Genomic DNA, 14,924 nt, shown 5'->3' on the forward strand with positions numbered 1-14,924 from the left:
ATTATTCCTTGATTAAACTAAACCACTCTTTTAAAATTTGAATATTATTAAGCCCATTTTCTCTTTCAATATGCCACATTATACCAAAAATATTTTCATACTTATGTTTAAAAGCTTCTATGGTATTATCTTTTGCTAAGCAAAGTTCTACAAGATCTTCACCTAATTTTTCAATAGCAAAATTATGAAAAGAATTACTTATAAATTTTTCTTTTGAGAAAAATATTTCATGTTTGCCTATATGATTTTCACAAGGACTTATATGGCTGTTAAAATAATGAGCTATCATCTGAGCCCCTCTGCAAATTCCTAAAAGTGGTATTTTTTCTTCTAAACAAATTTCTATAACTTGCTTTTCATATAAATCTCTCTTTTTGGATAAAACATTAGGACTATAAAAACTTAAATCATTGCCACCACTTAATATCACAGCTTTTATTAGATGTTTATAATAAGAAAAATCTATTTCATAGCTAAGAGGAAGAGGAGTAAAATTTTTAAATAAATCTTTATTAAATAATTTTCCCCAATCCAAAGCCAAACATTCTCTTTCTTCATGATAACTATCGTTGCAAATAAGCCTTTGAGTAATACCTATAAACAAAATATTTGCTCACTTTCACATTCTATATTTATTTTTTTAGCTTTTAAATATTTTTCAAAATTTTCTTCTCCAACTCCTATAACAGCAGGCATTCCAAGTTCTGAGGCACGAATGGCCATATGCGAATTAGCACCCCCATAACATGTAATAAGTCCTGCTATATTTTTCGTAAATAAATAATCATATCCGGGATCTGCCGCATAAATTAAAACAATCTTTCCTTCTAAATCTTTATCATTTTCCTTTGCCGTAAATGCAGTAATACTCTTTTGTGTAATGAAATTTGGAATAATGCTATGATTATAAAAAGAAAAAATTTCATCGGCATTGCAAAGCAAAGAAGGAAGTTTTATAGCTTGTGTAAGTTCATATTCTTTTTTATTGCGATTAATTTCTTCTACAAACTGCTCTTTTGGATTTATAGAATAAAGACTAGAATAAAGATTTAAAATGCTTTTTATATCAAGATGAGCCAAATCTTCTTTTTCAATGCCATAATATTTGCCTAATTCTTCTATATAAACTATAGCTTTAGAAAGCAATCTAGTGAATTCAAATTTAACGAGCTCTCTACCCTCGATAGCCTGTTTTAAAAAATCAAAAAATTCACAAGCATTAATCTCTAATCCATGCTCTCTAAGTAAAGCATTTAAAGCTTTTGTCTTTTCTTTTGAAAAAACAAAAGCTTTATCTTGTAAATAAACTTTACTATCTTTTTGATCCACATCAAAATAAAGTTCAAAATCTTCATCATATCTTGGAGATAAAATATTATAAGTTCCTGCTCTTAAATGTCCAAAATCTTTCAAAAATTGATCTTTGTTGTGAAAATTAAGATGGTTTGTTTGTTTGCTTAAATTTTTGCTCACTGTATTGAGTGAATTTAAAAAATCATCTTTTTCCTCTTTGGTTATAAAATCAATCTCAACTAAAGAATTTAAAAGTTGCATTGCTACAAATGCAGCCCTAGCCACCCCCGCAAAAGGCAAGGTTCCATAACGCTTGCATTCTTCAATAAGCCAATAAATTTTATCAATTAAAGAAAAATTAGAATTAATAATGCCATCATATCTTTCTTTTAGCTTATAAGCTTTTTGTATGTCTTTTAAATAAAACCCTGATCTAGGATTAATAATCTTATTTGTAAGTTCTAATAATGAAAATTCTAATCTTTTGATTTCATTTTCATTAAAACCATGATTTAAAAGTTCTTCTAATTTTTTAGAACTATTAAAGTCATAACAAGAATAAACAATATTAAATTCAATCTTATCGTGCAATTCATGATTTTTATTAAGCTTATCTAAGTAAAAATTGACAAGTTTTTGTGCGATATTTTCATCTAATTTTTTTGGTATAAAAGAATTAAAAGATAATCTTACATCCACATAAGGAATGCCTAAAAAAGAATGGATTAAAGGATGGGATCTTAGATCTCTATAACCATAATTATCTCTTTGATACGCCCAGATATTATCCGTAATGATTTCTTTATATAAACTAAAAGCTAAACGCTTAGGTCTTAACCCTATGATTTCAGCTGGATTCCAATCAGGCATTACCCCAAAAATGGCTTTATCTCCCAAAACTCTAGATCTTGATTCTTTTAAAGACTCAAAACGTTTATAAAATCTATATAAAGCTTCTTTTGGTAAAGAATGAAATAAATTATTTTTTTCATGCATAACCAAAGGACGCACTTGTAAGCAAAAAAGTTCTTCCTTATCATCTTGAATAGCAAATGCAAATTCAACATCTAAAAAATGACAATCATATAAAACTTCTAATTCTTTTATAAGTTCTATAATTTTTTGAAGTCTAATATCTTTAAATTCTAAATAATTTCTGTAATGATAGTAAGTTTTTGCACTCTTACTGCTTCCATCTGTAATAGAGCTATTTGAACCATTTTCATCATATTGAAGACAAAAATAAGGGGAAAAATTATCCTTATCAACACTAAAACCAACTCCACAAAGAGTAATGTTTTCAAGCATAGGTTGAACTAAAATTTCATCACTTTTTGATGGCATAGAATTAGCAACTTCATATAAAGCTTTTAATAACTCATCTTTAGAATCAGCTTTAATATTTGCCAAAGAAAGAAAAGCACCTGCATTGGAGTTTTTCATGCTATCTTCACTTAAAGAAGAACTTCTTATAATGAGTCTATTAGCCTTTAAGGTTTGAATATCCTGTAAAACTTTATCTTCATTTGATATTAATTCTTCGAGCGAAGTTAAAACCAAAGGTAGAACTTTTGCTTTTTTTAATTTTGTTTGTAAATTTTTTAAATTTTGTGCTTTGGTTTTAAATTTTAACTCCGCCATGTTTTTCCTTAGTTTTATATTTTTTTAGCACTCCAACAACGAGTGGTATATTTTATACTAAATTCCTTAGGAAGTCTTTGTGAAATTTTATGACTAATTTTATTAAAAAGTTCATTTCCTTCATCAGTCTCCAAATCCCAGTAAGGATTTTTAACACTCTTCCATGCATTAATATAATTTTCAATGCTTTGATGAAAATAAAAATCCTCTTCAATATAAACAATATTATCAAAAAGATCCTTTCGACTCTCTATAATTGGTCTTTGATCTTCTCTTCTTGTTCCCCTTGTATAATTTGGTACAAATTCTACAATAGTATCTTCAGCTATTTTTTGTACAGGATCGTTTAAATCCCTGTGATTCCACATACAAGAAAAATATCCCTCTGATTTTAATAAGCGATGTGCCTCTTCTAAGGCTTCATTTCTATCCATTACATTAAAACTGCTACCAAAAGTCACCCAATCAAATTCACTATTTTGAAGTGTTGAGTTTAAGCCTGTTGCCCTAACCCAATCAATCTTCTCACCTTTAGTTCTTTCTATCCCGATCTCACGCATCGCATCATTTGGTTCTACAGATACTACCTTACATCCTCTTTCTAAAAGCATAATGCTTAGATTTCCAGTTCCTGCACCGATATCAGCGACTTTAATATCTTTTTTTCCAACTAAACTAATAAGCATATCTATAGTTTTTGGAGCATAATTTGGTCTATAGCTATAAAATTTAGCATGCTTGGTATAATCCCACACTTGTTCTACTAGTTTTTGCATTTTATTTCCTTTTTTTCATCTTTGACAAGCTTGATGAAAAAAAGGAGGTATTTTACGCTTTTCTAGCTGTCCATGCTCTTATTTTATAAGGAATCTCTATACTTTGCATATGAGAAATTTTAGCTTCTATCATCTCTAAAATTTCCTTCCATCTTTTTTCACCTGCTTGTGCTTGTATATCATTTACAGAATGCCAAGCTCCAAGATAACGCTCTTTATCCCAAAACTCTTTATAGTCACACTCCATAAAAAAGCAGTCTGTGAAATCTCCTGTTGAAACAAGAATTTCTTCCCATTTTTTAACATTTTGAGTGCCACTGCTTACACGAGCAAGATCTGGAACAATATGTTTAATCTCCTTTTCAATTTCATCAAAAACCGAACCCTCTACAATGTGGCGAGGATTCCAAATCGCAGTAAAATACCCCCCCCCTGTCAATATACGATTAAATTCTGGGAGAGATTTTTTAGGATCTGTCCAATGAAAAGAACTAGCCATGATGACCCAATCAGCTTGATTATTGCTCATGCAGGTTTCTTCACCACTTCCTTTGTGCCAAGAAATATTTGATAAATTTTGTGTAAATTTTTGCCCTTCTTCACGCATATTATCGTTTGGTTCCACAGCACTAATTTGGCATCCAAACATTTCTCCCAACATCTTAGTAAGTTTTCCAGTTCCAGCTCCTACTTCAACAATATTTAAATCTTTTAAATTTTTATTTTTATCATTGATACAAGCTACAAGTTTTTCAAGTAAAAACGGACTATAAGCAGGTCTATTGTGATAATGCTTCGCAACCTCTGTAAAATCCCCTTGTTTCATATTGATTCCTTTCTCTAAATTAAAACATAATTATATCTTTTTTTTATTAATCTACAAAATCTTTCTCCTGAATATTACTAATCCAACTCCTTGCACATTTTTTCAAATTCTTGATAGTATTTCCAAGAAGCTACTATATTTGGATGATGTTGTTTAATACAAATCAACTCTTGATCAAAAATTTTTTTCCATTGCCTCATAAGAGTTTGATTATTTTTCAAATAAGCTAATATTTGATTTTCACATATTAAACATTTTGCTTTTAAATCAAATTTAACCTTCATCTTGGATATAAATTCTTCTAAATAAGACTGAATACATTTTATCAAAGTCAAATTATTCTCTAGATAAACAAATTGTTCCTTAGGAATACAAAAAATTAAATTTTCGAAAGGTAGATTATCTTTAAATAATACAGGATTAATTTTCTTATAATTATTTATTTTGTGAAGCTTAAAAAACTGTCTTGTAGTAATTAAAATTTCAATAATTTTACCATCGGCATAATTTACCCCAAAATTCTCCAAATCTACGCATAAAATAAGTGGAATTGATAAAAAAGCTCCTAACATATCATACACTACGGTATTATGGAATAAATTTTTTGATATTTGTCTAAAATGGTATAAAGCATTTAATTGACTGAAAGTATGATAAGCATATTCAGGTTTAATACTAGCCATGTCTAAGTAAGTAATTTTTTCTATTTTAAAAAATTGTGTTAAAAAATTTAATCTAAAAAAGCTTTCCGCATAAATCCAATAAGTTTTTATATGATCACAGGTTGGCAAAGGAGATTCGAAATAATATGTCTCTCTATCTAAAACTCTTTCTATAGGTGTATCCAAATCAAAACGATCAAGTCTATTCGCCTTTAAATTAATATGATTTAAACCCGTTTTTAATCTCGAAATTGGATCCCTAACCAAATATAATACAGGTTTATTTTTATTTAAAAGATTTAAAAATCTTTTAAGATCTCCCCTGGAAACATAAACATGAGTGTAATCAGTATATGCTATGACATTATATTTTAAAGGGTTATTTAGCAACTGCATGAAAATGTTAGAATATATAATAAATGGATTATGATGAATATATTTGCAAATATTTACTTCGCAAAGTTCCAAATACATTGTCATTGCTGCATGACCCGATAAAGCAGAAGAAAGCCACACAAACTCATAGTTATCTGGTAAAGGCAAATTCATCTCCCAAGCAAGTTCAGCTGGTATATTATGATAATTGATTTTTTCATTCTTATCATTTAATTTCTTAGGATCAAGTAATGAAGGATAAGGATGGTTTTCTTTTTTGTATCTTTCTTTGAAATCATCTGATAATAACCATTCTTCTATAAGATCGAAATTTTGTATAAAATAATTAAAATTGTGAAAGATATTATCTAATATTGCTTTATAATCTTGATGAATTTTTAATATATTTTTTATTCTTGAAAATTCTTTTAAAAATAATTGTTTATTATCTATCAAACCTTCAAGGATACTAGAGTTAATCTGATCAAATTCTTTAAAAATTTCTCTAAAAATTTGAAATTCTTTATTTGCTTTTTTAATATTATTTTTTAATTTAAATCCACCTCCTGTATACCAAGTTTGATAAGCTTTGATTAAAACTTCACCTAGCATATAAGACAAATGAAATTTATATCTTAAAGCTTGCTCATAATCACTACATGCTTCTAAACTTGGATATTTGAGTTGAGGAAAAACTTGTATGGTTTGTTGATAAATTTTTTGTTGTTTTTTGTGTTGTTTTTTAATTTTATAAAGTTTTTTAAATAATGCTATATACCCCCCCCCGCTACTACTGTTTGTAAAATCAATCACAGTTTGACCTAGTTTGTAAGCAAGATGATTTTTTACTCTTTCTATGGCTGAATTTGGGTTAAGCATAAAAGATTCCTTATAAAAATTTTATTTTTAATACAAAAATAAGTTATTATTATACATTATAATTATATAATAAAAACTAAAAGAAATGAAATTTAGTTTTTGTTATACTCTCTCTTCAACCTAGGCACATCTTTGAAGTAAAACTTGATATACCCCCCCCCATACCAATTCTTACTAGCCTTAATAAATTCTTCTCCTAGTTTATAAGTAAAACATTCTTTTTCTTTTAAAGCTTCATTATAATCAGGATAAGTTTCTAAAGGTGGTAAAGCTAAATTTGGATTTTTCTTTACTTTAAATTTATAAGCCTTTTGTTCTTGTTTATGTGAAATAACAATGCTTAATATTATAAAAGGTAAAGATAGAAAACCCAATACACTTTTAGAATTTATAATCAAAGCCTGTCCTAGTTTATAAGAAAGTTGGTTTTGAATTCTTATTTTAGCTTTTCCATAATTATTTTGGAAATTTAACAGATTTTCCGATAAGACAAATTGCCTATTATAAAAACAATATTCATCAATAATTTCTTTATAAAAATGTATAGGTGGAATAAGACGGTCGCAACAATATTTTTTTTCCAAAGTTATATTTTTATTTTTTAACTTTATAATCTCAGAATCTGGTAACTTTCTATAATAATTACCTTTATAAGAAGCCAACAACATAGATATAAAATTAACTTTACCATTTTTTTTGAGATTTGAAACAGTAATAAAAGTATTGTTTTGAATTTGAAAGTTCGTATTGTATAAATCTTTAACAAACATATATGGGGAAACATTAGTATTGCTCGATATAAAATTCTTATTATTTGAAATAATTATATCTCCATAATCAAATGTATTGTAATTCCAAGTATGAATAGCAATTGGAAAATAACCTGTATAGTCAGCTTTTAATTTTATTTTGGTATTACAGTTCATTTCATATATCTGTTCATTGTAAAAACTATTTTTAATATAGTATTTATTACCCTCTGGTGTAAAAATTATAAATTTTGGATTATCATTTAATATATTTAAAGATTTAGGTTTTTTAAGAAAAGTATAATTTTTTGCTATGTTTTTTCCAAGTTCTTGCATAATAAAATCAAAATCATGGGCACCATCTCTCAGTATTTGAAAACTATACAAATTAGACTTTACATAATATTCATGCATATCAATACAATTAAAACCATAATAGTTAGATAAAAATCTATGAATATTTACTACAATATTTAAACAATCAGGATTAAGAAAATTTTGCGGCATTGGGGAAATAAAAGATATAATTTTTTTATTTAAAAAATATAATTCTTTATAAAGCCAATTTAAATTCCTATAACAAAGTTTTATTAAATTTAAATTGTTGTATTGAGCAACATCATGAGTATTAGATCCTGTAATTATTAAATCTGCTTTTTGAATAATTTGTCTATTCCTTATTATTTCATAAAGATTTTGAATTCCAGGAGTTGCTCCAAGAGATAAATTCAAAACATGACAACCAGAATCTTTTAAACCTTTTTGTATCCCATTTTTCATAGCAAAATGACTTTCTCCTAGTAATACAACATTAGTCATTTAATTTTATCCCGAGATTTTTTATTTTTTAACTTTTGTTTTAATTGCAGCAGTTTCCAATAAAATTCTAAATATCCACCTAGATACCATTTTCTATGGGCATGAATCAACAATTCTCCTATTTTATAAGTAAAACTATTTTTTAATTTCAAAGCCTCATCATAATCAGAGTAAAAATGTAAAGGTAAGCTAGGAAAATGTTTTTTTTCTTTTTTCCATATTTGAATAGTACGAATTAGCTTAAATGGCATTAATATATAACCGCTAAATGTTTTTGAATTACTTATCATTACCTTTCCTAATTGAAATGATAAAGAATTTTCGATCTTTATAATACCGTTATCAAGAATATGATAATGACCATTATCGCCATTACTATTTCTAGAATATTTATACGCATTATCTGAAAGTGGCTTAAAATAGTTTTTAAGAAAAACAAAAAAATCTTCGAATTCCTGAATCTTTATCTTGCTATGATTTTTATCATTTTTTAAATATTCCAAATCTTGCTTTAATTCTAATGAGATATTAGGCAATCTCATCCCTTTGAGACATAAAGTTTCCGCATAAATCATAGGTAATAAGCCTTTACAAATTCTAAGATTGTGCACCAAGGAATGTTTCATTGCTGATTCATGAGCAGCAAAAGGAGAATAATAAAACAATGGTGATGTCTCTAAATAAGGTCTATAATGATACCAATTTGCAAATGTTTCAATGGCAAATCTTCTACCAATGATATTTCCGATGCTAAACATTCCAGCAGGAATATGATCGTCACAAACATCATTAAAATTAAGTTTTAAAAGATCATCAATACTAGGGGCGCTTCCGCATGGCTCGCTATCATTTCGAATGATAGCAACAAAATCATACTTTATGTTATTTTTATATTCATACTCTTGAGCCAATTGAAATGATTTCCAAACTCCATATTGCAAATATGAAGTTCCATTTACACTAAACGGGTTATCTGGGGTACGACTTTGTTCAAATTCTTTTTGATTTTCTGTATAAATAGTTTTTATACAAGGGTATTCTAATTTAATATTCTCTAAATCATCTAATTTCAAAGGAGCCATATACTCTGCACATAATTTTGAAGTTACTCTTGGAAACAATTTCCACATATCATTATTATTCTTCAATTCATCTGGCATAATTTTTCTAATATCCTCATTTAATACCCTCCAAGCCCATGTAGGACCTCCCGCAAAACCGGACCATTGAGCATAGTGCTCCCAAGTAAAAATAAAAACATCTGCATTTAATGGTTTGGCAAATTGCTCAAGAGTTCTTTCTAAAGTTTTTTTCCAATCACCTCTAAATAAACCATATAAGCATATGGCAATTTTAGGAATAGGGGTTATTGTTATAGATTTATTAATAATATCTTTGGTTTTTTTAGTAAAAAGGTCATAATACATTATCGAACCATAATGAGAGGGAAAGTCTCTTTGCAAAGATGATAAAATACTATAAGGTAGTTTATTATACTCTAATGGAACAAAGAATTTTTCATCTTCTTTCTTATTTGAAACTAAAAAATAATCAATTATTTTTGCAATATAATAAGCTTTGCTTATTTCATATGCAGATTGATATAAAATAAAATTAAAATTTTCCTCAATATTTTTTGCTGTAATGTTACCATATTTCAATTTACAATTAAATTCATATAATTTCACAAAAAAATAGTCCGTAAATAAATTACTAAAATCAATATTCCCAATAATTAAATTATCGATATTTTTTAAGTAAAAAATCAATTGCTTTAAATTTATATCTTGTTTTAAAAAATAACACTTTTCAATCAAAAAATTATCTTGCTCATCTTGAAATAAAAATATTATCTTGTTCAATTGTCCCGTTTGTATTAAAAAATAAACATATTCAACCTTAAGTTCCTTATAGTTTAAATAGTTAGTTTCATATATATACTCAGCTAAATCAAACTTCCAATATTGTATCGCTTTTTTAATTTGTTGTTTAATACTAAAAAGATTGTCTATCATTTGCCACTCCATTAAAATCTTATAATTTGAACTTTATTATTAATATTCTCCAAAATATCTTTTTCTATTTCATCATTATAAACACCAGCATTTAAAATCACCAAGGAGTTATCTTGATCTTTTAAGATTTTTGGTGATTTGACTATGAATTTTGTTCCATAAAGTCTTTTTTCTTGTTTACTTGGATTATTATCTAAAATATTTATAATTTTTTTAATATTTAAACCTTGAAAGATCAAATATTGTCCAAATAAATGTGCTCCAAAAAGATAAACTTTTTTAGTAGTATTTTCTAAAATTTCATTTAAATATAAAATTTTCTCTTGATAATATTTTTTCATATCTAAAAATAACTTTTTATTTTTCTCATATTCATTTTTCAAAACTATATTTTGAGTATTGATGCTTTCATCTTTACAAACATGATAAAAAATACTGTGTTCTTTAAAATACTGTTTTTGAATTATCTTAAACTTATGTTTTTGTAATAAAAACTCTAAAATATTTTCACTTAAAAATATGGTATGTTCAAAATTAAGACAATTTGTAAATTTATTTTCAAGCCATTTTTCCATATTTGGTAGTGAAAATATCATCTTACCCCCCCCCATCAAAGCAGAGGAAATTTCTTCTAAAAATTCATGAGGGTTATAAATATGCTCAAAAGTATGACTATGAGTAATAGTATCAAAGCTTTTATTGTTGAAAATTTCTTTATGAAAAAATCCATCTATATAGTCAACATTTTTATGTTTATTTTCTGAATTAGGCTCAACTATAGTCCATTTTATATCGGCTAAACTTAAGCAATTTTGCGAAAGTTTTCCGTGTCCTCCACCTATCTCTAAAATACTCTTAGGATTACTTTTTATGATAAAATCTGCAAATTCTCTATGATGCTCTTCCCAAAGAGCTCCAACAACCCCAGCATCATGTCCATTTGCATATAAAATTTCTAAAGGAATAAGATTTTTAAGCTGAATCACACCTTCTTTAGAAATAACCCATACTTGCTCACAAATCAAATCATCTTTTAAATCACTTTCAACACAACCACAAAACAAAGGAAATTCATCTCTAGATAAAAGCTCTAATTCTGTATTATCTATGACGCATTTTTGACGTTTGATTAAATTAACCTTTCTCATTAATTTTTACCCTTTCATACTCATCAGGCGTTCCGCAAAATACAATTTCATCTAATGAAATTTTATGATATTTTATAAGCAAACCTTTTTTTATAAGATAATTATACATAGGAGCTATATACAATTCTCCCTTGCTAAAATCATTTTCAGTTTTCATTCTATCAAAAATTTCTTTAAAATCTTTTGTTTTTTTAAAATAATAAAGTCCACTACTACAAAGACTTGAAATTCTTTCTTTCTCAGCGGTTTTAATCACATTGTCATTTTCATCAGCTAAAACAAAACTCCATTGCTCTCCATCTGCCTCAAATACCTCTAAATAGCCATCAATTTTACAAAAATCCAAGGTAGTAGGTAAAGAAAAATTTGGCCTAAAGGTATCAATGTTAAAAATTAAAATACTCTCATCATCTTTAATATTTGCCCTATCTAATCCAAGTCTTACTGTGTGAGCTTGACCTAAAGTTTCTTGTTTTAATCTTACACTTTCGTAAGATTTTATTCCTAATTTTTCACATTCTTCTTTTATAAAATTGCTAGTATTCTCAATATCTCTATATATAAAAATAAATTTAAAATCTTTAAAATATTTTTTAAAACTATTTACAGCATGAAAAAATACGCTATTTCCTTTTAAATCAAGCATATATTTAGGTTTATCATAGCCCGCCTTTGCAAAACGACTACTTAGTCCCGCCATAGGAAAGATTATAATCATTTACTCTCCTTAAAAAATTTATCATAAAGTATAAAAGCATTTGCCAAAAAAGCCATTTGTTTTTCTTTAAAATCATTATGCAAAGGTAACATAGATAAAAACAAATGCAAAGTCAAAGCTTTAATATTATCATCTATATTAAATATATTTAAAAATTCTTTTTGAATATCCAAAATATTTTTATCTTCTTCTATAAAAAACTCTATATTATCGTTATTAACTTTACACTCAAAAAATCCTGCAATAATAAAATCATAAAGCCCAAAAACAGAATGAACCAATTTTGCAAAATCATATTTTTTATCTCCATAAGGAGTAATTTTTCCATTAAAATCAAACCCTCTTGGATCAAAGGTTTTTATAGCGCCAGCTCTAAAATCATACATAATATTTGAAAAACAAAAATCTCCATGTATTAATGAAAATTCATTCATATCGTTCATATAAAAATCTAGCTTATCTACTAAAGTCAAAATACTTAGATAAGATTTTGAATTGATAACAATATTTTTATGCAAATCAATTCCGCTTTGCTTATTAAATTCTTGCAATCTTTTTAAAGTTTTTTCTTTGTAATTAAAATTTATATCTTTATCATTGCTTTTAAAAGAATGCAACTTATCTAAAAATTCTTTTAAAGATTTAAATATTCTTTTCCAAACATAACTAGGTAATTTTCCAAAAACATATAATTCTGCTAAAGTATTATTGCAAAGATATTCTATTTCATAACTATCTTCATAAGCTATAACTTTAGGGGTATAGATAAATAGTTTTTTAGGTAAATTATCAAACCAATTAATCTCTGCTTTTATCTTTTCTTGCCAAGAAGAAGACTTTTTTATATAGCCATTTGAAATATCTATATTGTTAAAATTTCTTTGCGTGCTTACAGCTTTTTTGGAGTGAAAATAACTTGTTATAAGACCAAAATCAAGCCAAGTATCATTTTTTATAATATCAAAAGGATAAGCTTTAGAATAAGATTTCATACCGTCCACGAAAGAATAACTACTTTCAACTATACATTTTATCAAAAATTGGGGATGAGAAAAACTATAAGCTCCTGCTAAAATCAAATCATCTTCTAATGTTTTTGACAGTATATTAAATTCATTATCTAAATAAGCCCAATCGTAATTTTCCTTAACTTTTGCAACCTGTAAAGAGTTTTCTTTGAATACAAGTTCTTTAAAAAAAGTATCCCCGTGTAAAATATAAAGTTTTTCATCAAAAGCACAACAAACATTTAAACAGTAAACCACAGATTCGCCTAAAGATAAATTATTTGGCACAAATAAAATTTCAATATTAAGTTCTTTTAATTTTTTCTCATCGAATTTGCTTAACTTAAAATCACTGGGTAAAGATAAAAAAAAATTTTGATTAAAATTTTTAAAAAGCTCTATTTGATATTCATACAACCTTTTATTACCAAGCGGTAGAAAAGATGGAGGAATTTTGCCAAATTCTAAAGTAAAATCAGAAAATGAATATTTTGCAGAAGTTATGAGTATCATTTATTGCCACCATCTTTATGAGGATTTTCTTTTTTTAAAAGTTCTTTAATTTGCTCATAATTTAAACTTGTAAATTCAGACGGACGAATAGCTTTATCATCAACATAAAATCCATCATACCCACACCAAGGTTTACCTATGATTATCTCATCATACGGTACATCATATTTTTGAAGCCAAGTGATAATTGTAGGCAAGGTATGAAATTTAATTTTTTCAAGATCGCCATCAAATGTACGCATGTTACGACTTGTGAAAATATTGATTTTAAAGCCTTGTTTTTTATACTCTTTTAAAGTTTGAATTAAATCAAGATTTGGTTTTTTATCAATATAATCTACATTCTCTTCATCAATTGTCAAAGTTCCATCTAAATCAATAAGTAGAGTTTTCATATTCCCATAATCATAAAAATTTTAAAATATTTTTATGATTATATGCAATAAACCTTACAATTTATTTATTGCTTTAAAAATTTCCAAATCCTCAGGTGTTCCAATGCCATGCATTTTGGAAAAATCAATATTATAAATACCTATTTTAGCACCGCTTTTTATGGCATAATTATAAACAGGACAAGTATAAAATTCATTATTAACTCTATCATTTTCTATAATCATATCTATAGCACTTTCAACAAATATTTTTCCTTTATTAAAAAAATAAATCCCAACTGTAGCAAATTCAGTAATAGCTTCTTTTTCTTTTACTTCTACTACCAAATCATTATTTAATTTTGCAAATGACCACTTAGGATTTTTTTCCTTGTCTATAAAAGTCAATATTGAACCATCTAAACCTCGTTTGAAACTATCATTAATAAAATCAGCTATATTAATATCAACAATCTGATCAGAATTTGCTATCATCAATGGCATATCATTATTAATATATTTTCTTGCATAAAGCACAGTACAAGCTGTTCCTTCTGTAAGTTTATCGATAGGAATAAATTCGACATTAAAATTATTTTTAATTTCATCAACTAGCTTTTTTTCTTTAGTCAAATGTTCTTTTCTTGCTATTAAAATATATCTTGCATCTTTATATTTTAAATTTTCAAGCACTCTAACTATCATTGGCTTATCCAAAACATCGATAAAAGGCTTTGGTTTATCAAAACCAGCCTTTGCAAAACGACTTCCAAGCCCAGTCATAGGAATCACTATATTCATTGACATTCTCCTAAATATTTATCATTATTAACTCCTGGAAGTTTTACGACAACATTCGTTGTGTCTTCCAAAGCTTCAAAATCTGTAGCTTCCCCTGGATAAATCATCACTATGTCCCCTTTAGAATATATCTTATCATTCATTCTTACTTTACCGCTAATAATAACAGTAATTTCGGTTGCGATTTTATGATGATGCTTTTCTTCAGTATCACCTTTTTTATATTCTTTCACGCCAACTTCCACATCATTAGTTTTAAAAACACTTGGATCGAAATTTCCTACAAACCAACCACGAATCATTTCATCTAATTTATAATTTTTCACAA

At 26.9% G+C, this 14,924-nt stretch carries 13 protein-coding genes; all 13 read right to left on the reverse strand.

The annotated features are described in order from the left end of the window. Position 1: 1 nt before the first annotated feature. The 13 genes from OT390_RS07175 to OT390_RS07235 all read right to left on the reverse strand — a co-directional run bounded on the left by OT390_RS07175 (position 2) and on the right by OT390_RS07235 (position 14,922). Complete coding sequence (locus tag OT390_RS07175) at positions 2–604, reverse strand: gamma-glutamyl-CDP-amidate hydrolase (RefSeq protein ID WP_002872737.1); 603 nt, start codon at positions 602–604, stop codon at positions 2–4. Continuing rightward, positions 595–2,934 (reverse strand): PEP-utilizing enzyme, encoded by a 2,340-nt coding sequence (locus OT390_RS07180; protein ID WP_002907533.1) that lies wholly within the window; start codon positions 2,932–2,934, stop codon positions 595–597. The genes OT390_RS07175 and OT390_RS07180 overlap by 10 nt, the downstream gene beginning before the upstream one ends. Positions 2,935–2,948: 14 nt before the next feature. After that, entirely contained in the window at positions 2,949–3,710 is a 762-nt protein-coding gene (locus OT390_RS07185; protein ID WP_002860375.1) for a class I SAM-dependent methyltransferase, read from the reverse strand. A gap of 52 nt (positions 3,711–3,762) precedes the next feature. Next, positions 3,763–4,536 carry a class I SAM-dependent methyltransferase gene (locus tag OT390_RS07190; RefSeq protein ID WP_032586856.1) on the reverse strand — a complete coding sequence of 258 codons (774 nt, stop codon included), beginning with the start codon at positions 4,534–4,536 and terminating at the stop codon, positions 3,763–3,765. A 77-nt stretch (positions 4,537–4,613) separates the two neighbouring features. Then, complete coding sequence (locus OT390_RS07195) at positions 4,614–6,452, reverse strand: DUF2972 domain-containing protein (protein ID WP_020836885.1); 1,839 nt, start codon at positions 6,450–6,452, stop codon at positions 4,614–4,616. A gap of 92 nt (positions 6,453–6,544) precedes the next feature. Further along, a complete protein-coding gene (locus OT390_RS07200; RefSeq protein ID WP_020836886.1) occupies positions 6,545–8,020 on the reverse strand; it encodes a hypothetical protein in 1,476 nt (491 codons plus the stop codon). Further along, entirely contained in the window at positions 8,017–10,035 is a 2,019-nt protein-coding gene (locus OT390_RS07205; RefSeq protein ID WP_002922016.1) for a hypothetical protein, read from the reverse strand. Before OT390_RS07205 ends, OT390_RS07200 begins: the two co-directional genes overlap by 4 nt. Before the next feature lie 11 nt (positions 10,036–10,046). Continuing rightward, positions 10,047–11,183: a class I SAM-dependent methyltransferase gene (locus OT390_RS07210; RefSeq protein ID WP_020836888.1), complete on the reverse strand. Its 1,137-nt coding sequence runs from the start codon at positions 11,181–11,183 to the stop codon at positions 10,047–10,049. Then, the gene (locus tag OT390_RS07215; protein ID WP_002924761.1) at positions 11,170–11,901 is read right to left on the reverse strand and encodes a glycosyltransferase family 2 protein; all 732 of its coding nucleotides are present in this window, start codon (positions 11,899–11,901) and stop codon (positions 11,170–11,172) included. The genes OT390_RS07210 and OT390_RS07215 overlap by 14 nt, the downstream gene beginning before the upstream one ends. Next, the gene (locus OT390_RS07220; protein ID WP_144661238.1) at positions 11,898–13,421 is read right to left on the reverse strand and encodes a capsular biosynthesis protein; all 1,524 of its coding nucleotides are present in this window, start codon (positions 13,419–13,421) and stop codon (positions 11,898–11,900) included. Before OT390_RS07220 ends, OT390_RS07215 begins: the two co-directional genes overlap by 4 nt. Then, complete coding sequence (locus tag OT390_RS07225; RefSeq protein WP_002923537.1) at positions 13,418–13,816, reverse strand: HAD-IIIC family phosphatase; 399 nt, start codon at positions 13,814–13,816, stop codon at positions 13,418–13,420. The genes OT390_RS07220 and OT390_RS07225 overlap by 4 nt, the downstream gene beginning before the upstream one ends. A gap of 54 nt (positions 13,817–13,870) precedes the next feature. Then, positions 13,871–14,596, reverse strand: a complete 726-nt coding sequence (locus tag OT390_RS07230) for a glycosyltransferase family 2 protein (RefSeq protein ID WP_002895021.1) — start codon at positions 14,594–14,596, stop codon at positions 13,871–13,873. After that, the gene (locus OT390_RS07235) at positions 14,593–14,922 is read right to left on the reverse strand and encodes a hypothetical protein (RefSeq protein ID WP_002895019.1); all 330 of its coding nucleotides are present in this window, start codon (positions 14,920–14,922) and stop codon (positions 14,593–14,595) included. The genes OT390_RS07230 and OT390_RS07235 overlap by 4 nt, the downstream gene beginning before the upstream one ends. Between the last annotated feature and the right edge of the window lie 2 nt (positions 14,923–14,924).

It is taken from the genome of Campylobacter sp. CFSAN122748, assembly GCF_045277125.1.
Classification (GTDB): Bacteria; Campylobacterota; Campylobacteria; order Campylobacterales; family Campylobacteraceae; genus Campylobacter_D; species Campylobacter_D jejuni.

Coding starts and splice junctions, on each gene's coding strand:
- OT390_RS07195 (WP_020836885.1), bottom strand. CDS start 6,452: ATGCTTAACCCAAATTCAGCCATAGAAAGAGTAAAAAATCATCTTGCT.
- OT390_RS07225 (WP_002923537.1), bottom strand. CDS start 13,816: ATGAAAACTCTACTTATTGATTTAGATGGAACTTTGACAATTGATGAA.
- OT390_RS07220 (WP_144661238.1), bottom strand. CDS start 13,421: ATGATACTCATAACTTCTGCAAAATATTCATTTTCTGATTTTACTTTA.
- OT390_RS07185 (WP_002860375.1), bottom strand. CDS start 3,710: ATGCAAAAACTAGTAGAACAAGTGTGGGATTATACCAAGCATGCTAAA.
- OT390_RS07215 (WP_002924761.1), bottom strand. CDS start 11,901: ATGATTATAATCTTTCCTATGGCGGGACTAAGTAGTCGTTTTGCAAAG.
- OT390_RS07210 (WP_020836888.1), bottom strand. CDS start 11,183: ATGAGAAAGGTTAATTTAATCAAACGTCAAAAATGCGTCATAGATAAT.
- OT390_RS07205 (WP_002922016.1), bottom strand. CDS start 10,035: ATGATAGACAATCTTTTTAGTATTAAACAACAAATTAAAAAAGCGATA.
- OT390_RS07200 (WP_020836886.1), bottom strand. CDS start 8,020: ATGACTAATGTTGTATTACTAGGAGAAAGTCATTTTGCTATGAAAAAT.
- OT390_RS07180 (WP_002907533.1), bottom strand. CDS start 2,934: ATGGCGGAGTTAAAATTTAAAACCAAAGCACAAAATTTAAAAAATTTA.
- OT390_RS07190 (WP_032586856.1), bottom strand. CDS start 4,536: ATGAAACAAGGGGATTTTACAGAGGTTGCGAAGCATTATCACAATAGA.
- OT390_RS07230 (WP_002895021.1), bottom strand. CDS start 14,596: ATGAATATAGTGATTCCTATGACTGGGCTTGGAAGTCGTTTTGCAAAG.